Origin of the sequence: Streptomyces inusitatus (genome assembly GCF_014651115.1) — a bacterium.
GTDB lineage: Bacteria > Actinomycetota > Actinomycetes > Streptomycetales > Streptomycetaceae > Streptomyces > Streptomyces amakusaensis.
Genome location: NZ_BMWG01000005.1, coordinates 252,311 through 272,800, shown reverse-complemented (window position 1 = coordinate 272,800; position 20,490 = coordinate 252,311). Strand labels below are relative to the sequence as shown.

Here is a 20,490-nt window from a genome sequence, read left to right as displayed (position 1 = left end):
GCATGCCTCGCCGAAGACAAAGGGAAAGGATGCGCCCATGTCCGAGCGAACAGCTGTTCCGTCGCAACGGAAACACCGTCAGGGTGATGATTCCGTCGCTCTCGACGACGATGCGACACTGCATGCGATGGGCTATCCGAGGAAGCTCACCAGGAGATTTCGCGGATTCGACAACTTCGCCATCTCCTTCACCATCATCAACATAATCTCCGGAATCTTCTCCGCCTTTGGATTCGGCATGGGAGCGGGCGGCCCGCTCATTCTGGTCTTCGGCTGGATCAGCGTTTCCATCATGGTTCTGTTCGTCGGCGCGGCCATGGGGGAAATCGCCTCCGCCTACCCCACGAGCGGAGCGCTCTACTTCTCCGCGGGCAAGCTCGCCAAGCACCACCGGGGCGCGTGGTCCTGGTACACGGGCTGGCTCAACTTCGTGGGCCAGATCGGCGGCACGGCGGCCACCGGCTACGCCGCCGCCACCTTCATCCAGGCGTTCATCGTCATGCAGTGGCCCTCCTACACCGTGACCGGCCAGAGCACGGTGATCATCATCACGGTGATCCTGCTGCTTCAGGCGCTCGCCAACACCTACACCGTCCAGCTCGTCGCGACCCTCAACCGGATCTCCGTGTGGTGGCTGCTCATCGGAATGACGGTGATCGTCCTCGCTCTCGTCCTGGTCCCCACGCACCATCAATCCGCCTCGTTCGCCACGCATTTCGTGAACAGCACCGGCTTCAGCAGCGGTGTGTACGCGGCGATGCTCGGACTCCTGGTGACCAGCTGGACGTTCACCGGGTTCGACGGAAGTTTCCACATGTCGGAAGAGACGGTGAAGGCGACCGTCAACACTCCCAAGGGCATCATGCGCGCCATCGGAGGCTCCGCGGTCGCCGGACTGATCCTTATGCTCGCCCTGGTGTATGCGATCCGCGATTACACGGCTACAGCGAGTGCTTCGGCGCCCCCCGTGCAGATTCTCATTGACGCCCTCGGCCCCGGTGCCGCCAAGCTGCTTCTGCTGATCGTGATCGGCGCGATGCTGTTCTGCGGACTCGCCAACATGACCAGCAATACCCGTCAGATCTTCGCCTTCGCACGCGACGGCGCGATGCCCGGTTCACGCCTGTGGCATTCGGTGTCGCCCCGTACACGCACACCCGTCAAGGCGGTATGGCTGGCCGCCGTGTGTTCCTTCGTGCTGATCACTCCCGCGTGGTGGTCGCACACCGCGTTCACCGCCATTGTCAGCGTCAATGTGGTGGGCCTCTATCTCGCCTACGGCGTCCCCATCTTCCTGCGGCTGCGCCTGGGCGACGAGTTCCAGCCCGGCCCCTGGCACCTGGGCCGCTGGGGCAAGCCCGTCGCGCTGACGGCCGTGGTCTGGATCGTGTTCAGCAGCGTCCTGTTCATGCTGCCGCACGCCTCCCCGATCACCCCGACGACCTTCAACTACGCCCCCATCGCCCTCGGGGTCGTCCTGATCATCGCCACCGCCTGGTGGTTCACCACCGCCCGCCGCCGCTTCCAGGGGCCCGTCAGCTACGGCAGCCCCGACGAAGTCGCCGCCATGGACCTCATCTGAGAAGCCCGCAGAGCCCGCAGAGCCCGCAGAGCCCGCAGAGAGAAAGCCCGGACAGAAGCCGGGCGGAAAGGGAGCACCCCGTATGAACGACCCCCTCGCCCAGGAGACCGGCCCGTTGACCGTCGCCGCCGCCTCGCCCGAGGACTGGCACCGGATCGCCGAGTGGGCGGCGGCCGAAGGCTGGAACCCGGGGCACGGCGATGTCGCCTGTTTCCACCCCACCGACCCCCGGGGCTTCTTCATCGGCCGTCTCGACGGGGAGCCCGTCTCCGCCGTCTCCGTCGTCACCTACTCCGACGACTTCGCCTTCCTCGGCTACTACCTGGTCCGCCCCGACCTCCGCGGCAAGGGCCTCGGCCTCGCCACCTGGCGGGCCGCCTTCCCGCACGCCGGGAACCGCGTCGTCGGCCTCGACGCGGTCCCCGCCCAGCAGGCCAACTACCAGCGCTCCGGCTTCCACCCCTCGTACGGCACCGTCCGCCACGCCGGCCGGCCCCGGCGCACCGGAGCGGTGGCCCCGGGCACCGTGCCCGTCGGCCCGGAGCATCTGGACGCGATCGCCGCGTACGACCGCCACTGCTTCCCCGCCGAGCGGAGCGCCTTCGTCTCCCGCTGGCTCACCGCTCCGGGGCACAGCGCGTACGTCCGGCTGCGGGACGGGGAGGTCACCGGCTACGGGGCCATCCGGCCGGGCCATGACGCCCATCGGATCGGCCCGCTCTTCGCCGACACCGCCGCCGACGCGGAGGCGCTGTTCGACAGCCTCACTTCGGGTCTCGGCCCGGACGAGACGGTGGCCGTCGACATGCCCGACACCCAGAAGGAGGCCGGGGCGCTGGCCGCCGCCCGGGGGCTGACGGCCCAGTTCCCCACCGTACGCATGTACACCGGACCGGCTCCCGAGGTGCGGACCGAGCGGATCTTCGGGGTCACCTCGCTCGAACTCGGCTAGAAACCCTCGACTACGAGGGGGCGGCGGGAGGTTCGGGCGGTGCCGGGGTCCCCTCGGTGCCGTAGCCCGGTGAGGCCGGGGCCTCCGGCGGCGGTGAGTTCACCGCCGGCGGGGGCTCCGGCGACGGAGGGGGCTCCGCCGGGGACGGCGGCGGCTCCGGCGAACCCGGCGGCTCGGGAGAGGGCGGCGAGTCGGCCGTGGGGGAGCCGGGAGCCGAGGGGCCGGCGGAGGCCGTGTCGCCGGAGGACGGAGACGTACCGGGCGACGCGGACTTGGACCCGGACGGCTCGCCGGGCCGTGAGGGCGGCGGGCAGGTCACCCCGGCCCCGGACGGCGAGTCGCACGGCGCCAGCGGATCCCGGGTCGGCGGGGTCGTGGGACGGTCCCCGCCGCCGTCGCCGTGTCCCGAAGGCCGGGTGATCCAGTCCTTGTTCCGCCAGTCGTAGAGGACGAACCGGTCCACCGCCCGCTCCGCGGGCAGCACGACGACCGCGGCCGCCGCGTCGTAGCCGGGCCAGGAGTCGCCCACCGGCTTCGGGGTCCCCTTCAGCTCCGTGGGCGGCAGCAGCGGATTGCCGCAGGCGCAGCGGACCTCGGGCACGCCCCGGTCGTTCACCAGCACCGCCGTGCCGGCCTGGAGGACCGCCTGGTACGCGGTGGCCGAGCCGTCCTTGTAGCCGTGGTTGGTCACCCGGGTGTCCAGCCGGAGGGTGACCGGCGTCAGGGAGCGCAGCCGGTCCGGCACGGTGTCGGGGCCGATGCCGAGGACGGAGGCGAACGCGTTGTTCTTCGCCGGATCCGAGGTCAGATAGCCGATCTGCTTCTCCACATCGCATCCCGCGACATTCCGGGTCCCGCCGTACAGCCCCGGCGTCGACCCCGACACCTCATGGGTGACCCGGGGCTGTGTCGCCGCCCCGGGCGAGCCCGTCGGCCGGTCGGAGGGGGCGGTCCCGGTGGCGGTCGCCGTGGACGGGGTGTACGGGTCGGGCCCGGTCGAGCCCGCCGCCTGGAGGAACACCTCGCTCTGGGCCTTCGAACCGCCGTCCGGACGGGTGAGGACCACCGCCAGCACCACGGCGACCACCACGGCCGCCGCGATCGCCGCCACCTTGGGGACCGAGCGCCACCAGGGCCCGCCGCCCGCCGCTCCGCCCGCCCCGCCCGGACCTCCGCCACCGGGCTCACCGGGTTCACCCGGGCCTCCGCTGCCGCCCGAGTCACCCGTACCGCCTGTACCGCCTGTACCGCCCGTACCGCCCGGCCGTTCCGGCTCGGACGGCCGGTCCGGCGGCGGCGGTACGGACCCCCGCTCGGGCCGGCCGGACAGCGGGCCGGACGGCGGACCGGACGGAGGGCCGGACGGGGGCCCGGTGGGGCGGTCGGACGAGGGGGGTTCGGCGCTCACGGGCTCTTCCTGCCACGGTAGGAACAGAAGCCAGACAGCTCACACATCTGGATATACCCGGCAATTGTGTGCCCCGGCCTCCCGGAGTCCGCAAGCCGACGGCGCATCCGGACCTCCCCGGCGGGCGGAGCCGATCGGAGCTGCATAGCGTGGCAGCGTGAGCCAGCAGGGAACCCCGGACCGCGGGCCGACAGCGCACCACCCCAACGGCTGGGCCCAGGCCCTGGCGACGGTGGCCGCCACCCTGGCGGCCCTGATCGTCACCGCCGCGCTCGGAGTGTGGGCGGCGGGCGCGGCCGCCCTGCCCGGGAGCGCCTTCCCGCGCGTGGTCGCCGCGGTCGTCGTGATGGCCGTCGGCGGCAGCGTCGACGTCTCGGGGGACGCCGGGGGCATCGCCGCGGCCCGGGCCGAACTCACCGCGCTCCCGCTCTCGGTGACCCTCGCCGGAGCGCTCGTCCTCGCCGCCGGCTTTCTGCGGCCGCTGCGCCACCGGGCCGTCGTCGGCACCCGCGAACTGGTCGCGAGGGCCGCCAGAATCGCCCTGCTGTGGACGCTCGCGCTGCTCGCCCTGGCCCTCTTCGCCCGGCAGAGCTTCGCCGTCCGGCCCGGCGGCACGGTCTCCGACATCGGGGAACTGCTCGGTGTGGACGCCCCCCGGGCCGGCTTCCGCGCCGATGTGCCGCTCACCGTGGTCCTCGGACTGCTGTGGCTGGCGGCTCTGCTGCTGATCACCCTGGCGGTGTCGCGCGCCGCCCCGCTCCCCGGCGCCCTGCTGCGGTACCAGGAGCCGGTGCGTCCGGCCGCGCACGCCATGGTCGTTCTGCTGCTGGTCTGTGTGGGCGTGGGCGCGGCCGTCGGGATCGTCGTCGCGGCCACCCGGGGCAAGCCGGCCGAGACACTCGCCGTGATGCTCCTCGGGCTGCCCAATCTGACCTGGCTCGCGCTCACCCTCGGCATGGGCGCGACCTGGGACGGCAAGGTCGAGGGCCCGTTCGGGCTGCCCGTGCCCCGGCTGCTGGAACAGGTGCTCCGGGCCCCCGACGGAGGCGTCGTCAATCTGGGCACCCTCGCCGAGTACGACGGCCGTGTCCGGTGGCTGCCGGTCGCCGCGGCGGTCCTGCTGCTCGGCGCGGCCTACCTCATGGCCGTCCGCTCACCCGCCCGCACCCGGCTCTGGCAGCACGCCGTCCGGATGGCGGCGGCGCTCGTCCTCACCGTGCTGATGATCTGTCTCGCCGTCCGCTTCGAGGCGCGGTACGGGCTCTCCCTCTTCGGCATCGGCGACCTCGGCGGCGGGCTCTCGGCCGAGGCCGCCCTGAGCCCGAGGCTCTGGTCCGCGCTGGGTCTCGCCGCGCTCTGGGGCCTGGCCACCGGCTGCCTCGGCGGGCTGCTCGCCCGGTCGGCCCGGCGGCGCGGCGGGACACCGCCGCTCAGGGACCGGGGGCCCGGGGAGTGATCCCTACGGCCGGACGCGCCCAGCCGGGCAACTCCGGCGGCGGGCCCGGATCGGGAGCCGCCACGGGTACGTCGACCCGGGTCGCCGGATGCGCCGCCGCCTCGCGCGGCCGGGCCGTCACCGCGGACCGCAGTGCGGCGACGAACTCCCCGCAGGAGCCGTACCGGTCGTCCGGCCGCTTGGCGAGCGCCTTCGCCACCACCGTGTCGACGGCCCCCGGCAGATCGGGGCGGAGCAGGGTCAGCGGCGGGGGCGCGTCGAACTGATGGGCCCACAGCAGGGCCATGTCGTCGTCGCGTTTGAAGGGCGGGGCCCCGGCCAGCGTCTCGTACACCACACAGGCGAAGCCGTACACATCGCACCGGGCGTCCACGGGCCGCCCGGAGATCTGTTCGGGGGCCACATAGTCGAGGGTGCCGACGAACTGTCCGACCGTGGTGAATCCGGTCAGCGACAGCGATTTCTTCGTCAGCCCGAAGTCGGTGAGATAGACATGCTCGGGGTGGTCGCTGTCGGTGCCCTCGGCGATCAGGATGTTGCCCGGTTTGACGTCCCGGTGCACCAGGTCGTGGCTGTGCGCGGCGTCCAGCGCGGAGGCGACCTGCGCGGCGATCCGGCCGGCCGTGGTGACGGGCAGCGGTCCCTCGCGGTTGAGGAGGGCCCGCAGATCCTGCCCGGCGACATAGCGCATGGCGATGTAGAGCAGCCCCTCGGTCTCCCCGGCCTCGAACACCGGGACGATATGGGGGTGGTCGATGGCGGCGGCCACCCGGGACTCATGGGTGAACCGCTTGCGGAAGGTGTCGTTGCGGGCGAGTTCGGGGGCGAGCAGCTTGAGCGCGACGGTGCGGTCCAGCCGCAGATCCCGGGCGCGGTAGACCACCGCCATGCCGCCCCGCCCGATCTCGGCCTCGACCTGGTACCCCGCGATCCGGCTGCCGATCAGGTCGGAGGCGCGCCCGGCGGGCAGCCCGCCGTTCTGTCCTGCCCCCGCCATCAGGGTTCACCGGGCCCGGCAGGACCGCCGTCCGCGGTCTTCCGCTCCGTCTCCCGCTCCGTCTCCCGTCCCGTCTCCCGGGCCGGGTCCACCACCCGTGTCGGCTCCGGCCGCACCTGGCTCGCGTCCCGGGTCGCGTCCCCGGGTGCTTCCTCCGGGGCGGGGGCCGGTCCGGAGGGGCCGGAGGAGACCGCGAAGGCGGTCGCGCCCGCGCCGTCCGCGTACACCCAGCGCTCGTGCTCCGCGTCGTACAGCCACACGGAATCGCCCTCCACCACCGCACCGGCCCGCAGCCCCCGGGTGCGCTCCCGGAAGGACTCCGCGTCGATGCGGCCCGCCGCCAGCTCGTCCGCCGCCCGCCGGTAGCGGGCGACGGTCTCCTCGACGCGCGTCAGCAGGGGGCGCGGATCGGCGGTGCGGGCGGGTGAGAGGCCGGGGGCGGGCGGCTCGCGGCCCACGGTGATCAGGAGCCGGCCGTCGACCCAGGCCGACCAGCCGTTCGCGCACAGGATCCGGGACCAGTCGCCGTACCGGTCGATCAGCCGCACCGGCAGGAGAGGGTCCAGCGGCTCGGTCGGCCGGGAGACGTCCGGGGCCTCCCACGCGGGGAGGCCGCTGCCCGGGACGACATGCGTCGGTTCGAAGCCCTCGGCGGCCACGGCGGTCTCCCGGGCTACTTCCGCATCACGGCGGGCTCATGGCGGCGCAGCAGCCACAGCACCAGCAGGCCGAAGACCACCGCGAGCCCGGCCAGCGCGCCCATATTGGTCAGCCACACCCCCGCCGAGTGCTCGAACAGCGGGTCGGCGGCCTGTTTCCCGGGCACGATCCCGGCCAGTCCGACGGTGCCCGCCATCGCGCCCAGCGCCCAGCGCGAGGGCACCAGCCAAGCCAGCTGCTCGGCCACCGGCAGCCCGCTCAGGGAGAGCAGCGCACCGCAGAACACCACCTGGACGATGGCGAGGAGGACCAGCAGCGGCATGGTGACCTCCTCCTTGCGCACCAGCGCGGAGACCAGCAGCCCGAGCGTCATCGCGGTGAACGACAGCAGCGCCACCGCGAGGGTGATCTCCAGCAGCGGAGGCATCAGCACCCCCGCGCCGTCCGGCGCGCCGAGATCGACGCCGCCGAGGCCGACGAGGGTGAGGACCACGGCCTGGAGCACCGTGATCGTGCCCAGGACCACCACCTTGGACATCAGATAGGCCGACCGGGAGAGCCCCACGGCCCGTTCCCGCTGGTAGATCACGCGTTCCTTGACCAGTTCCCGTACCGCGTTGGCCGCGCCGGTGAGCACCCCGCCGATGCAGAGGATGAGCAGCGCGTTCATCGCGGTCTCGGCGGTGAGCGCGCCGCCCGCCAGGGCACGGGCCATCGCGCCCATCACGAACGGCAGAGCGATCATGATGATGAGGAAGGTGCGGTCCGCCGCGAGCGCGGCCGTGTACCGCCGGATCAGGGTCCACAGCTGGGAGCCCCAGCTCTGCGCCTTCGGCGGTGGCGCGGGGGTGTCCGCGGGGGTGCCTTCGCCCCTTCCGCCGCCGGTCCCTCCGGGGTGCGGCCGGGCCGAGGGGGCGTACCGCTCGCGGAGCGGGGACGCGGCCCACTGCCCTGCCCAGTCCCGCTGTCGGTCGTTCTCGAACGCCTCGAAGGCCTCCGGCCACTGCTCGAAGCCGAAGAACGCCAGCGCGTTGGCGGGCGGCCCGTAGTAGGCGATCCGGCCGCCCGGGGCCAGCACCAGCAGCCGGTCGCAGACGTCCAGGCTCAGCACGCTGTGGGTGACGACGATGACCGTGCGGCCGTCGTCCGCGAGCCCGCGCAGCATGTGCATCACCGAGCGGTCCATCCCCGGGTCGAGACCGGAGGTCGGCTCGTCCAGGAAGAGCAGCGACGGCTTGGTCAGCAGCTCCAGCGCGACGCTCACCCGCTTGCGCTGGCCGCCGGAGAGCTTGTGGATGGGCTGGTCCGCGCGCTCGGTCAGACCCAGCTCGCGCATCACCTCCGCCACGCGCCCCCGGCGCTCCTCGCGCGCGGTGTCCTGCGGGAAGCGCAGCTCGGCGGCGTACCCCAGCGCGGCGCGCACGGTCAGCTGGGTGTGCAGGATGTCGTCCTGCGGCACCAGGCCGATGCGCTGCCGCAGCTCGGCGTAGTCGCGGTAGAGGTCGCGGCCGTCGTAGAGGACGGTGCCCCGGTCGGCGGGGCGCAGCCCGGTGAGCGCGCCGAGGAGGGTGGACTTTCCGGCTCCGCTCGGGCCGACCACGGCGAGCAGGCACTTCTCCCCGACGGGGAACGACACTCCGTCGAGCAGGGTCTTGCGGCCCCGGTCCACGGTGACCGCCAGGTCCTGGACGTCGAGCGAGACCTCGCCGGTGTCCACGTACTGCTGGAGTTCGCCGCCGACGAGAAGGAAGGCGGAGTGGCCGATGCCGACGACGTCGCCGGGGGAGACGAGCGCGCGGGCGACGGGGCCGCCGTTGAGGAAGGTGCCGTTGTGGGAGCCGAGGTCGGCGATCTCGTGCCGTCCGTCGGGGCGTACGCGCAGCTCCGCGTGGTGCCGGGAGACGGTCAGATCGTCGACGACGAGATCGTTGTCAGCGCCGCGGCCGATGCGTACGGTCCGGGCGGGCAGCGGGCGGACCGTGGTGGGCCGCCGGAAGGTCCCGGTCGCCGACGGCGCGGAGACGGAGGTCGGGGCCGGGGCCGAAGGCGAGGCGGGGGCGGGGGCAGGGGCCGGAGCGGGGGAGACGACGACCGCGCGGGGGCCGTCGGCGGCGCTGCCGAAGCGGATGACGCTGCCGGCCGCGACATCCCACTCATGGACGCGTCTGCCGTCCATGAAGGTGCCGTTGGTGCTGTCCTCGTCCTCGATCGTCCAGTGGTCCCGCTCGGGCCTCAGCACCGCGTGGTGCCAGGACACCCGGGCGTCGTCCAGCACGATGTCGCTCTGGGGGTCGCGTCCGACGCGGTAGTCCCGGCTCGGGCTCATCACCGTGGAACCGTCCTCGGTCTCCAGGACGAGTTCGGGTGCGGTCGGAGCGGCGGACCGCTCTGCCATAGTTGAATTCTAGCTATTTGGCACGATATTCGCCTGGGGGGAGTCGGGGAGTCGGGGAGCCGGGGAGCCGGGGAGCCGGGGAGCCGGGGAGCCGGGGAGCCGGGGAGCCGAGGGGAGAGCCGGGGGAGCGGCCCCCGGCCCGCTCACGCCCGGGAGAAGCGCAGCGTCAGGATCTGGAACGGCCGCAGCGCCACCCGCAGCGCCGTCCCGTCCTCCGACAGGGCCCGCTCGCCGCCCGCCACCGGGCGCTCCAGCAGATCGGTGACCCGCGCCCCCAAAGCCCGGAACCCGGTCCGCAGGGTCGACTCCGCCCGCCCGCCGAGCGACTCGTACAGCCGCACCACCACATCGCCCGAGCGGTCGTCCGCGAGCTTCACCGACTCCACCGTGACCGCCGGGGCGTCACTGCTCACCACCGGCTCGAAGCCCTCGGCGAAGGCCGTCCGCAGCGGCAGATTGAGCGCGTACCCCTCCGCGATCGCGTTCTCGACCGTCGCTCCCGGCAGCAGTGCGTAGACGAGACGGTGCCTGCCCTGGTCGGCCCCGGGGTCCGGGACGCGCGGCGCGCGCACCAGGCTGAGCCGGAAGACGGTCGTGGTGCCGCCGTCCTCGCGGGTGGTGCGGACCACGTCGTGGCCGTAGGTGCCGTCGTTGACGACGGCGATCCCGTACCCCGGCTCGCCCAGCTGGGCCCACCGGTGGTGGTACACCTCAAAACGGGCCGCGTCCCAGCTGGTGTTGGTGTGGGTGGGCCGGTGCACATGCCCGAACTGGATCTCCGACGTGGCCCGTTCGGCGTGGACGTCGAGGGGGAGGGCGACCTTGAGGATCTTCTCCCGCTCATGCCAGTCGATCTCCGTCTCCACATCGATCCGCCGGCTGCCCGCCCGCACGGTGACCGTCTGGACGATCCGCGAGCCCGCGCCGAAGACCCGCTCGACCCGGACCGCGCCGAGCAGCGGCCCCGATGCGGCGACCGTCACCGACTCGGCGTCCAGGAGATCGGTGAAACGCCCCCGGTAGTGCCGGTCGATGTCCCAGGCGTCCCAGCGGTTGGGCAGATCGGTGTGCAGCCGCAGCAGATTGCCCGGCCCCGCCAGCACCTCCCGGCAGGCGGTCAGATCGCGTACGGAGGAGAGCGTGCCGTCCGGCGCGAACTCGACCCGCACCAGCCCGTTGTCGAGCACCGGGCCGCTCACCTCCACCCGCACCGGCGCGGGGGCCGCCGCCGCCTCCGCGGCCCGCGGGGCGCTGCCGCCGCCGGGCGTGCGGGTGAACACCGGCCCGTCCCCGGTGACGAGCACCTCGGCGCGCTCGCGCGGCCCGGCGTTGAAGACCCGGGGGTCGCCGGGCCCGGCGGCGGCGAGCGCCGCCGCGATCAGCTCCTCCAGCTCCCCGGCGACCCGGGCGTACTCGGCCTCCGCCTCCTGGTGCACCCAGGCGATCGAGGACCCCGGCAGGATGTCGTGGAACTGGTGCAGCAGCACCGTCTTCCACAGCCGGTCCAGCGCCTCGTACGGATACGCGTACCCCGGGACGTTCAGCGCGGCGGTGGCCGCCCACAGCTCCGCCTCCCGCAGCAGATGCTCACTGCGCCGGTTCCCCCGCTTGGTGCGCGCCTGCGAGGTGTACGTGGCGCGATGGCCCTCCATGTAGAACTCGCCCGACCACACCGGAGCGTCCGGGTACTCCGCCCGGGCGGCGGCGAAGAACGCGTCCGGATGCCCGACCTCGACCCGGGCCGAGCCCTCCAGGTCGGCGAGGCGCCGGGCCCGCTCCATCATCTCGCGCGTCGGCCCGCCGCCGCCGTCCCCGTGGCCGAAGGGGACCAGCGAGCGCGTCCCCGCGCCCTTCTCCCGGTAGTTGCGGACGGCGTGCGCCATCTCCCGGCCGGTGAACTCGGCGTTGTAGGTGTCCACCGGCGGGAAGTGGGTGAAGATCCGGCTCCCGTCGATGCCCTCCCACCAGAAGGTGTGGTGGGGGAGCTGGTTCGTCTGGTTCCACGACATCTTCTGGGAGAGGAACCACTCGAACCCCGCCAACCTCGCCAGCTGCGGGAACGCGGCGTTGTAGCCGAAGGAGTCGGGCAGCCACACCCCCTTGGTCTCGACGCCGAAGTGCTCCAGGAAGAACCGCTTCCCATGGGTGAACTGCCGGGCGAGCGCCTCCCCGCCGGGCAGATTGCCGTCCGACTCCACCCACATGCCGCCGACCGGGGCCCACTGGCCGCGCTCCACCGCCCGCACGATCCGCTCCCACACCAGGGGCTGTCCCTCGCGGACCCAGTCGTACTGCTGCGCCTGCGAGCAGGCGAAGACGAACTCCTCGTACTCCTCGGCCAGCGCCGTCGCGTTGGCGAAGGTACGGGCGGCCTTCCGCCGGGTCTCCCGGACCGGCCACAGCCAGGCGCTGTCGATATGGGCGTGGCCGACCGCCGACAGCCGGTGCGCGCTCGCGTGGGCGGGCCGCGCCAGCGACGGCCTCAGCACCGCCCGTACCTCCGCCGCCGAACCGGAGACGTCGTCCGGGTCCAGGGCGTCCAGCGCCCGGTCGAGCGTGTGCAGGATCTCGTGGCGGCGCGGCTCGTGCTCGCCCAGCTCCGCCGCCAGCTCGCGCAGTACGTCGAGGTCGTGGGCCAGCTCCCACACCTCCTCGTCCAGCACCCGCAGATCCGCGCCGGCGAAGACGTGCAGCGGCTCGCCGCCCGCCGTGGCCGGGTCGCCCAGCGGGGTCGGCAGAAAGCCCCGGCCCAGGATGTCGGGGTTGGCGGCGGCCTCCAGCAGGAGATCGACCCGCTCCCCGCCGACGGCGGGCCGGGCGACGGGGACATGACGGTTTCGCGGATTGACCGCCTTCAGCGGGACGCCCCCGGCCGTGTGCACCAGCGCCTCGGCCTGGAAACCGGGCCCCGCGCCGGTGAATCCGAGGTCGAAGACGGCCTCCACCCGGCTCCCCGCCCAGTCGGCGGGCACCTCGCCCCGCGCCCGGAACCAGGTGGTCCCCCACGGCGGGCCCCAGGCCTCGCCCACCGCGAACGGCTCGAAGCGCCGCGCGACGGCCTCGGCGAAGGGCACCGGCTCGCCCGGGGCCTGCCAGGCCGTCAGCGTCAGCGGAAGCGAACGGGAGTGGACGGCCGGCCGGACGCGCTGGACAAGCGCACGCTCGACACGGTCCTCGATGCGCCGTCGTTCATCGTGCATACCCAGCTGTCTACCCGCTGGGGAGCACTCCTACCGGAGGTACGAGAGCCCGGGATGGGCGGCGGTGTACGCCTCCACCAGCCGGCGCGCGACCGCCACCGAGTCTACCAGCGGATGCAGCGCGAACGCCGCCACCGCTCGGGCGCGCGAGCCGGAGGCCGCCGCCGCCAGCACCTCTCGCTCCACCGCCTTGACCGCGCACACCAGCCCCGTGGCGTGGTCGGGCAGCGGGCTCACCGCGACCGGGTGCGCGCCGCTGGCGTCCACCAGACAGGGCACCTCGACCACCGCCTCCGCGTCCAGCGCCGCCAGCGCGCCCCGGTTGCGGACATTGAGGATCAGCGTGGTGCGCCGGTCGTGCGCGATGGCCCGCATCAGGGCGAGGGCGACCTGCTCGTAGCCGCCGGACTCCAGGTCCGACGCGTCCCGCTCGCCCGCCCCGGCCGCCTCCCGGTTGTGCGCCATATAGGTGGCCTCGCGCTCCGCCCGGGTACGGTCCCAGGTCGCCAGCGCAGGCGTCTGGGGCCGCTCCATCTCGGCGTAGAAGCGGGCCTGCTGATCGTGGAGGAACGCGCCCCGGGTCCGCTCGGCCGCCCGGTAGGCGCGCACCGTCTCCCGGTTGAAGTAGTAGTAGTGCAGATACTCGTTGGGGATCGCGCCCAGCGAGCGCAGCCACTCCGCACCGAAGAGCCGGCCCTCCTCGAAGGACTCCAGCAGTCCCGGATCGGCCAGCAGCCGGGGGAGTTCGTCGCGGCCCGCCACCCGGACCCCGCGCAGCCAGCCCAGATGGTTGAGGCCCGCGTAGTCGAACCAGGCCCGCTCGGGGTCGACGCCGAGCACCCGGGCCACCCGCCGCCCGAGCCCCACCGGGGAGTCGCAGATCCCGATCACCCGCTCGCCCAGATGGCGGGCCATCGCCTCGGTGACCAGGCCGGCCGGATTGGTGAAGTTGATGACCCACGCGTCGGGCGCGATCCGGGCCGTCCGGCGCGCGATGTCCTCGGCCACCGGGACGGTCCGCAGCCCGTACGCGATACCGCCCGCGCCGACCGTCTCCTGGCCGAGCACCCCTTCCGCCAGCGCGACGCTCTCGTCCGCCGCCCGGCCCGCGAGCCCGCCCACCCGGATCGCCGAGAAGACGAAGTCCGCGCCGCGCAGCGCCAGGTCCAGATCGGTGGTCACGGTCACCTCGGGCGCGTCGGCCACCCCCGCCGCCTGGTCGGCGAGGACCCGGGCGACGGCGGCCAGCCGGCCGGCGTCGACATCGTGCAGGACGACCCGGGTGATCCGGCCATCGGAGCGGTCGCCGAGCAGCGCCGCGTACACCAGCGGTAGCCGGAAACCGCCGCCGCCGAGAATCGTGAGCCTCATCGCACCCCTCAGCTTCCTCTTCCGGGCTGGCCGCCGTGCCGTCGGCCACTGTGTGGCACCGGCCGCCGTGCCGTGCGGTCGAGCCGTGTGGCCGAGCCGTGCCGTCGCGGCGCTCCCGAGCCGGTCCGGCCGGAACCCCGAACGCCCGCCAACGGCCCGATGCGGCGGCCCGGGGCCGGGAGACCTACCGGCACCTCGGCGTACCGGCGTACCGGCGTACCGGCGCGGTCCGGGCCGGTACGCCGACCACTTGATCATGCCTCCGGCAGATTACCCACACCCCGGTCACGGCCGAAACACCCACCACCCGACATCGACTTAGGTTTGCCTAACCTACACTGGCGCTCCATCGGCGCACCGCCGACGGCCCCACACCCCAGAGAAGGCAGCCATGGCAGATCGGGACGGACGACCGCCGGGACTCGGCGGCACCCTCGAAGCGCGGCGCTCCCCGCTCCGCACCGGCGCGGTGAGCCTCCGCGAGCGCGACGGAACGCGCCGCGCCCCGCGAGCCGCGGAGGCGGCCGACGCCCTGGACGAGGACGGCGCCGTCCGCTTCGGCGGGGCGCGCGGCCCGATCGGCCCCACCACCCGGACCCTGCTCTTCGACACCTGGATCGAGGACTTCCTCGGCCGCCACCCCGCCGGGACCGTCGTCGAGTTCGGCACGGGCCCCAGCACCCGCTTCGAGCGGCTCGACAACGGCACGGTCCACTGGTTCGACCTCGGACTGCCCGAGGTGACGACGCTGGGGCACGCCTTCGGCGAGGACACCGGCCGCCGCCGGGCCATCGCCGCGTCCGTGACCGACCCCGGCTGGGTCGACGCCGTGCGCGCCAGCCCGGGGCCGTATTTCCTGGTCGGCGAGTCCACCCTGATCCAGCTCGCGAAGGAGCAGGTCCGCGACGTCTTCCGGATGGCCGCCGAACGGCTGCCGGGGGCGCATCTCGCCCTGGAGACCGCCTCCGGGCGCACCGACGAGCGAGACGGGCACGAGAGTCACGACGGCCACGACGGCCACGACGGCCACGAGGTCCTCGGCGGCCCCGCCGCCCGGCCGCGCTGGCGCTGCGAGGACCCGGCCGAACCGGAGGGCTGGCACGACTCCATCGCCCTCGCCCAGTCCTGCACCTTCGCCCGGCTGCCCGCCGCCGTCAGCGCCCGGCTGCCGATGGCCCAGCGCGGAATGCTGCGCGCCATGGCGACCGTGATGCGCCGTCAGATCCAGGCCTGCCGCTTCAACCTCTACCGCCTCGGGTAGGGCGCGCGCTCCCGGCCCGTACTCCCGGCCCGCGTTCCCGGCCGCGCCGGGCTCACACCCCGCCCGGCCCCTGGAACGCCTCCAGGATGCGCTCCGCCGCCAGCGTGGCCGTCAGCTCGCCGTCGCGCACCAGCCGCTCCAGGGCGGGGGCCAGCTCCCGCACCCCGGGGTGGCCGTGCAGCCGGTCGAGCAGCTCGTCGTGGACCATCGACCAGGTCCAGTCGATCTGCTGGTCCCGCCGCTTGGCCGCCAGCCGGCCGGTCGACTCCAGCAGCGTCCGGTGCTGCTCCAGCCGCTCCCAGACGGTGTCCAGACCGCTGGACTCACGGGCGCTGCACGACAGCACCGGAGGGGTCCACGCCGCGTCCGCCGGATGCATCAGCCGCAGCGCGCCCGCCAGCTCGCGGGCCGCCGAGCGGGCGTCGCGCTCGTGCGGGCCGTCCGCCTTGTTCACCGTGATCACATCGGCCAGCTCCAGGACGCCCTTCTTGATGCCCTGGAGCTGATCCCCGGTGCGCGCGAGCGTGAGCAGCAGGAAGGAGTCGACCATCTGGGCGACGGTCGTCTCCGACTGCCCCACCCCGACGGTCTCCACCAGCACCACGTCGTAGCCCGCCGCCTCCACCACCACGATGGTCTCGCGGGTCGCCTTCGCCACCCCGCCGAGCGTCCCCGAGGTCGGAGAGGGCCGGACGAACGCCGAAGGGTCGACCGCCAGCCGCTCCATCCGGGTCTTGTCGCCGAGGATCGAACCCCCTGTCCGGCTGGAGGAGGGATCCACCGCCAGGACCGCCACCCGGTGGCCGAGCGAGGTGAGCATGGTGCCCAGCGCGTCGATGAAGGTGGACTTGCCCACCCCGGGCACCCCGCTGATGCCCACCCGCCGGGCCGCGCCCGCGTACGGCAGCAGCTCGGTCAGCAGCCGCTGCGCCAGCGCGCGGTGATCGGCCCTGGTGGACTCCAACAGGGTGATCGCCCGCGCGATGTAGGCCCGGGAACCGGCCCGGACACCCTGGACATAGCTGTCTACATCGATCGTCTGTGGCATCGGTGGCCCTGTCTCACAGCTCGTGGCCGAGCGAGTCGGCCAGGGTGCGCACCAGCTCGTACGCGGCGTCCGGGATCACCGTGCCCGGCGGGAACACGGCGGCGGCGCCCTCGTCCCGGAGGGTCTGCACGTCCTGCGGCGGGATCACCCCGCCCACCACGATCATGATGTCCTCGCGGCCCTCCGCCGCCAGCTCCTCCCGCAGCGCGGGCACCAGCGTCAGATGCCCGGCGGCCAGCGAGGAGACCCCGACGACATGGACGTCCGCCTCCACCGCCTGACGGGCCACCTCGCCCGGGGTCTGGAACAGCGGGCCGACGTCGACGTCGAAGCCGAGGTCCGCGAAGGCCGTGGCGATCACCTTCTGGCCGCGGTCGTGCCCGTCCTGGCCCATCTTGGCCACCAGGATGCGCGGACGGCGGCCCTCGGCCTTCTCGAACCGCTGGACCAGCGTCCGGGTGCGCTCCACGGAAGGGGACTCTCCTGCCTCGGTCCGGTACACACCGGAGATGGTACGGATCTGGCCGGCGTGCCGCCCGTACACCTTCTCCAGGGCGTCTGATATCTCTCCCACGGTCGCCATCGCCCGCGCCGCGTCCACCGCGAGCGCCAGCAGATTGCCCTCAAGACCCGGGCCGGAGCCGCGCGCGGCCGCCTCGGTCAGCGCCCGCAGCGAGTCCTGGCAGACGTCCTCGTTCCGCTCCTCCCGCAGCCGGCGCAGCTTGGCGATCTGCTGGGTGCGCACCGAGGAGTTGTCGACCTTCAGCACATCGATCTGCTCGTCGGTCTCGACGCGGTACTTGTTGACCCCGATCACCGGCTGCCGTCCGGAGTCGATCCGCGCCTGGGTGCGCGCCGCCGCCTCCTCCACCCGCAGTTTGGGGATGCCCGCGTCGATGGCCTTGGCCATGCCCCCGGCCGCCTCGACCTCCTCGATGTGCTGCCAGGTCCGCCGGGCCAGATCGTGGGTGAGGCGCTCCACATAGGCGCTGCCGCCCCAGGGGTCGGTCACCCGGCAGGTCCCCGACTCCTGCTGGAGCAGCAGCTGGGTGTTGCGGGCGATGCGCGCCGAGAAGTCCGTCGGCAGCGCCAGCGCCTCGTCGAGCGCGTTGGTGTGCAGCGACTGGGTGTGCCCCTGGGTCGCCGCCATCGCCTCCACACAGGTGCGGGTCACATTGTTGAAGACGTCCTGCGCCGTCAGCGACCAGCCCGAGGTCTGCGAGTGGGTGCGCAGCGACAGCGACTTGGGGTTCTTGGGATCGAAGGTGCGCACCAGCTTCGCCCACAGCAGCCGGGCCGCCCGCAGCTTGGCGATCTCCATGAAGAAGTTCATGCCGATCGCCCAGAAGAACGACAGCCGGGGCGCGAACGCGTCCACGTCCAGCCCGGCTCCCAGCCCCGCGCGCAGATACTCCATGCCGTCGGCGAGGGTGTACGCCAGTTCCAGATCGGCTGTCGCTCCGGCCTCCTGGATGTGATAGCCGGAGATCGAGATGGAGTTGTAGCGCGGCATCCGCTGCGAGGTGTACGCGAAGATGTCCGAGATGATCCGCATCGACGGGGTCGGCGGATAGATATAGGTGTTGCGGACCATGAACTCTTTGAGGATGTCGTTCTGGATGGTCCCCGCCAGCTTCTCCGGCGGCACCCCCTGCTCCTCGGCGGCCACGATGTACAGCGCCAGAACGGGCAGCACCGCGCCGTTCATCGTCATCGACACGCTCATGCGGTCCAGCGGGATCCCGTCGAACAGCTGCCGCATGTCGTAGATCGAGTCGATGGCGACGCCCGCCATGCCGACGTCGCCGGTCACCCGGGGGTGGTCGCTGTCGTACCCCCGGTGGGTCGGCAGGTCGAAGGCGACCGACAGGCCCTTCTGCCCGGCGGCCAGATTGCGCCGGTAGAAGGCGTTGGACTCCTCGGCGGTGGAGAACCCGGCGTACTGCCGGATCGTCCACGGCTGGTTCACATACATCGTCGGGTACGGGCCGCGCAGATACGGCGCGATGCCCGGGTAGCCGCCGAGGAAGTCGAGGCCCGCGGTGTCCTGGCCGCTGTAGAGCGGCTTCACCGGGATGCCCTCGGGGGTGTCCCAGATCAGATCGGCGTCCCGGCGGCCGGTGGACTCCTTGACCGCGGCACGCCACTGGTCCACCGAGCCGGTGCCCGCCGCGGGGCCCAGCGCGATGCCCGTGAAGTCCGGAATACCCATCACGCCACTCCGATCCGGTCGAGGGCGCGGGAGAGGACGGCGACCGCGTCGCCGCCGACGGCGACGAACTCGTCGACTCCGGCCCGTACATAGGTTTCCCGCAGCTCGCCGGGGCGACCCGCGAGATACACCCGCACCGCCCCTGCCTCCTTCAGCGCCTTCGCCACCGGAGCCGCCTGCTCGGCGTAGAGCGCGTCGCTGGAGCAGACGCACGCCACACTCGCCCCGCTGGCCCGGAACGCCTCACCGGCGGAGGCCGCGTCGACCGAGACGGGGTCGTGGACGGGTTCGATCCCGCCCGCCTGGAAGAGGTTGGCCGTGAAGGTGGTGCGCGCGGTGTGCGCGGAGGCCGGGCCGATCGCGGCGATGAAGATCCTCGGCCGGGAGCCGGTGGTGTCCAGATGCGCGTCCGAGCGGGTGCGCAGCGCCTCGAAGGCCTCGTCGCGGCGGACCCTGGGCAGTCCGCCGGAGGGCGGGGCGGGTGCGGGATCGCGCTCCACCGGGGGCTGGGAGAGCAGTGGGAACTCGCTGACCCCGGTGATCGGTTCACGGCGTTTGGCGATCTTCGCCAGGCGCTCGGTCCAGGCCGTCCCGATCCGCTCGGAGACCAGGCCGGAGCGGAGCGCGGCGAGCTGGCCGCCCGCGCCCTCGATCTCCTGGAACCACTCCCAGGCGCTGTGCGCCAGTTCGTCGGTGAGCCGCTCCACGTACCAGGAGCCGCCGGCCGGGTCGATGACGCGGCCCACGTGCGACTCCTCCAGCAGGATTGTGGAGGTGTTGCGGGCGATCCTGCGGGCGAAGTCGTCCGGCAGTCCGATGGCGTGGTCGAAGGGGAGCACGGTCACGGAGTCCGCCCCGCCCACTCCGGCGGCGAGCGAGGCCACCGTGGTGCGGAGCATGTTCACCCAGGGATCGCGCCGGGTCATCATCACCGGCGAGGTCACCGCGTGCTGGCGCTGGGCCCCCGCGTCCCGCGCCCCGCAGGCCTCGGCGACCCTGGCCCAGACCCGGCGGGCGGCCCGCAGCTTGGCGATCGTCAGAAACTGGTCGGCGGTGGCCGCGTAGCGGAACTCCAGCTGGCCGAGGGCGGCCTCGGCGGAGAGACCCGCGTCGGTGAGGGCGCGCAGCAGGGCGACGCCGGTCGCCAGCGAGCAGCCCACCTCCTGCGCGGCCGAGGCCCCGGCCTCGTGGTACGGGAGCGCGTCGGCGGTCAGCGCCCGCAGCCCGGGGCGGGTGTCGTGGCAGCGCAGGGCGAGCCGGGCGGCCGCCGCCGTCAGCTCCGCGACCTCCTCGTAGGACCCGGTCCTGGCCGCGTGGCCCAGCGGGTCCGCGCCGAGGTTCCCGCCGGGGCTCTCGACGCCCCGCTCGTCCAGCAGCCGCAGGAACTCCTCGGCGGCGGCCTCGAATCCGTCCCCGGCGTCGAGCACCACGGGGGCGAGGTCCAGATAGACGCCCTCCAGCGCGGCGGCGAGACCGGAGAGGGGGATTCCGGACGGGCCGACGGAGAGCCAGAGCGAGGTCACGCCGTGCTCCAGGTCCGCGAGCACGGCCTCATTGGTGCGGCGGGGGTCCGGCCGCTCGTGCCGCTGGCGGACGTCCCAGCCGGAGACCGCGCCGCCCTCCGGCGTACCGCCCCGGAGGAAGGGGGCGAAGCCCGGGAACCCCTCGGGGGCCGTGCTGTCGTCCGCCGTGTAGAGGGGGCGGGTGCGGAGGCCGTCCTCCACCACTGTGGAGAGCATCTCCTCCGGCGCCGTGTCGGAGACGTCCTTGCCGGTCTTGCGCAGCACGCCGGCCACCAGCCGCCGCCACTGCTCCTGTGAGGCGTCCGGGAACTCGGCGGCCAGGGGGAACCCGTCGTCTGGGATGACCGTCATGGTTCGGATGCTAGGACAATCACGCGGTGAGGCAGCGGCCAATGCTCTGTGATCTTGTATACGCCGAGTCGGCC

At 73.3% G+C, this 20,490-nt stretch carries 13 protein-coding genes; 4 read left to right on the top strand and 9 right to left on the bottom strand.

Features of this window, described 5'->3' with window-relative positions; genetic code table 11:
• Nucleotides 1-37: 37 nt before the first annotated feature.
• Together IE247_RS12400 and IE247_RS12395 are read left to right on the top strand one after the other, a co-directional pair.
• Nucleotides 38-1,582, top strand: coding sequence for an amino acid permease (locus IE247_RS12400; RefSeq protein WP_190123080.1), 1,545 nt, complete (start codon nucleotides 38-40; stop codon nucleotides 1,580-1,582).
• Between the two features lie 82 nt (nucleotides 1,583-1,664).
• The gene (locus IE247_RS12395; protein WP_190123079.1) at nucleotides 1,665-2,534 is read left to right on the top strand and encodes a GNAT family N-acetyltransferase; all 870 of its coding nucleotides are present in this window, start codon (nucleotides 1,665-1,667) and stop codon (nucleotides 2,532-2,534) included.
• Between the two features lie 10 nt (nucleotides 2,535-2,544).
• Here IE247_RS12395 and IE247_RS12390 read toward each other — a convergent pair whose 3' ends face one another.
• Nucleotides 2,545-3,942: a DUF6777 domain-containing protein gene (locus IE247_RS12390; RefSeq protein WP_190123078.1), complete on the bottom strand. Its 1,398-nt coding sequence runs from the start codon at nucleotides 3,940-3,942 to the stop codon at nucleotides 2,545-2,547.
• Between the two features lie 157 nt (nucleotides 3,943-4,099).
• Between IE247_RS12390 and IE247_RS12385 the strand changes: the two genes are divergently transcribed.
• The gene (locus IE247_RS12385) at nucleotides 4,100-5,398 is read left to right on the top strand and encodes a streptophobe family protein (RefSeq protein ID WP_190123077.1); all 1,299 of its coding nucleotides are present in this window, start codon (nucleotides 4,100-4,102) and stop codon (nucleotides 5,396-5,398) included.
• Here the strand turns inward: IE247_RS12385 and IE247_RS12380 are convergent.
• From IE247_RS12380 to IE247_RS12360, 5 genes are all read right to left on the bottom strand, one after another.
• Complete coding sequence (locus tag IE247_RS12380) at nucleotides 5,373-6,395, bottom strand: serine/threonine-protein kinase (RefSeq protein WP_190123076.1); 1,023 nt, start codon at nucleotides 6,393-6,395, stop codon at nucleotides 5,373-5,375. The two genes, IE247_RS12385 and IE247_RS12380, sit on opposite strands and share 26 nt — an antisense overlap.
• The gene (locus IE247_RS12375; RefSeq protein WP_190123075.1) at nucleotides 6,395-7,054 is read right to left on the bottom strand and encodes a hypothetical protein; all 660 of its coding nucleotides are present in this window, start codon (nucleotides 7,052-7,054) and stop codon (nucleotides 6,395-6,397) included. The genes IE247_RS12380 and IE247_RS12375 overlap by 1 nt, the downstream gene beginning before the upstream one ends.
• Before the next feature lie 14 nt (nucleotides 7,055-7,068).
• Complete coding sequence (locus IE247_RS12370) at nucleotides 7,069-9,450, bottom strand: FHA domain-containing protein (RefSeq protein WP_190123074.1); 2,382 nt, start codon at nucleotides 9,448-9,450, stop codon at nucleotides 7,069-7,071.
• A 143-nt stretch (nucleotides 9,451-9,593) separates the two neighbouring features.
• Entirely contained in the window at nucleotides 9,594-12,650 is a 3,057-nt protein-coding gene (locus tag IE247_RS12365) for an alpha-mannosidase (RefSeq protein WP_190123073.1), read from the bottom strand.
• Between the two features lie 30 nt (nucleotides 12,651-12,680).
• Nucleotides 12,681-14,021, bottom strand: a complete 1,341-nt coding sequence (locus tag IE247_RS12360) for a 6-phospho-beta-glucosidase (RefSeq protein WP_190123072.1) — start codon at nucleotides 14,019-14,021, stop codon at nucleotides 12,681-12,683.
• A gap of 391 nt (nucleotides 14,022-14,412) precedes the next feature.
• Between IE247_RS12360 and IE247_RS12355 the strand changes: the two genes are divergently transcribed.
• Complete coding sequence (locus IE247_RS12355) at nucleotides 14,413-15,282, top strand: class I SAM-dependent methyltransferase (protein WP_190123071.1); 870 nt, start codon at nucleotides 14,413-14,415, stop codon at nucleotides 15,280-15,282.
• Between the two features lie 52 nt (nucleotides 15,283-15,334).
• Here the strand turns inward: IE247_RS12355 and meaB are convergent, their stop codons facing one another.
• Genes meaB through mutA form a run of 3 tightly spaced genes read right to left on the bottom strand, consistent with a single transcriptional unit; the run spans nucleotide 15,335 to nucleotide 20,416 of the window.
• A complete protein-coding gene (meaB, locus tag IE247_RS12350) occupies nucleotides 15,335-16,330 on the bottom strand; it encodes a methylmalonyl Co-A mutase-associated GTPase MeaB (protein WP_190123070.1) in 996 nt (331 codons plus the stop codon).
• A 13-nt stretch (nucleotides 16,331-16,343) separates the two neighbouring features.
• Entirely contained in the window at nucleotides 16,344-18,542 is a 2,199-nt protein-coding gene (gene scpA / locus IE247_RS12345; RefSeq protein ID WP_190123069.1) for a methylmalonyl-CoA mutase, read from the bottom strand.
• Nucleotides 18,542-20,416, bottom strand: coding sequence for a methylmalonyl-CoA mutase small subunit (gene mutA / locus IE247_RS12340; RefSeq protein ID WP_190123068.1), 1,875 nt, complete (start codon nucleotides 20,414-20,416; stop codon nucleotides 18,542-18,544). The genes scpA and mutA overlap by 1 nt, the downstream gene beginning before the upstream one ends.
• Nucleotides 20,417-20,490 lie beyond the last annotated feature (74 nt).

Bases quoted from the DNA above. Each gene is read 5' to 3' on its own strand.
- IE247_RS12370 (WP_190123074.1), bottom strand. From the start codon at position 9,450: ATGGCAGAGCGGTCCGCCGCTCCGACCGCACCCGAACTCGTCCTGGAG.
- mutA (WP_190123068.1), bottom strand. From the start codon at position 20,416: ATGACGGTCATCCCAGACGACGGGTTCCCCCTGGCCGCCGAGTTCCCG.
- meaB (WP_190123070.1), bottom strand. From the start codon at position 16,330: ATGCCACAGACGATCGATGTAGACAGCTATGTCCAGGGTGTCCGGGCC.
- IE247_RS12395 (WP_190123079.1), top strand. From the start codon at position 1,665: ATGAACGACCCCCTCGCCCAGGAGACCGGCCCGTTGACCGTCGCCGCC.
- IE247_RS12355 (WP_190123071.1), top strand. From the start codon at position 14,413: ATGGCAGATCGGGACGGACGACCGCCGGGACTCGGCGGCACCCTCGAA.
- scpA (WP_190123069.1), bottom strand. From the start codon at position 18,542: ATGGGTATTCCGGACTTCACGGGCATCGCGCTGGGCCCCGCGGCGGGC.
- IE247_RS12365 (WP_190123073.1), bottom strand. From the start codon at position 12,650: ATGCACGATGAACGACGGCGCATCGAGGACCGTGTCGAGCGTGCGCTT.
- IE247_RS12380 (WP_190123076.1), bottom strand. From the start codon at position 6,395: ATGGCGGGGGCAGGACAGAACGGCGGGCTGCCCGCCGGGCGCGCCTCC.
- IE247_RS12360 (WP_190123072.1), bottom strand. From the start codon at position 14,021: ATGAGGCTCACGATTCTCGGCGGCGGCGGTTTCCGGCTACCGCTGGTG.
- IE247_RS12400 (WP_190123080.1), top strand. From the start codon at position 38: ATGTCCGAGCGAACAGCTGTTCCGTCGCAACGGAAACACCGTCAGGGT.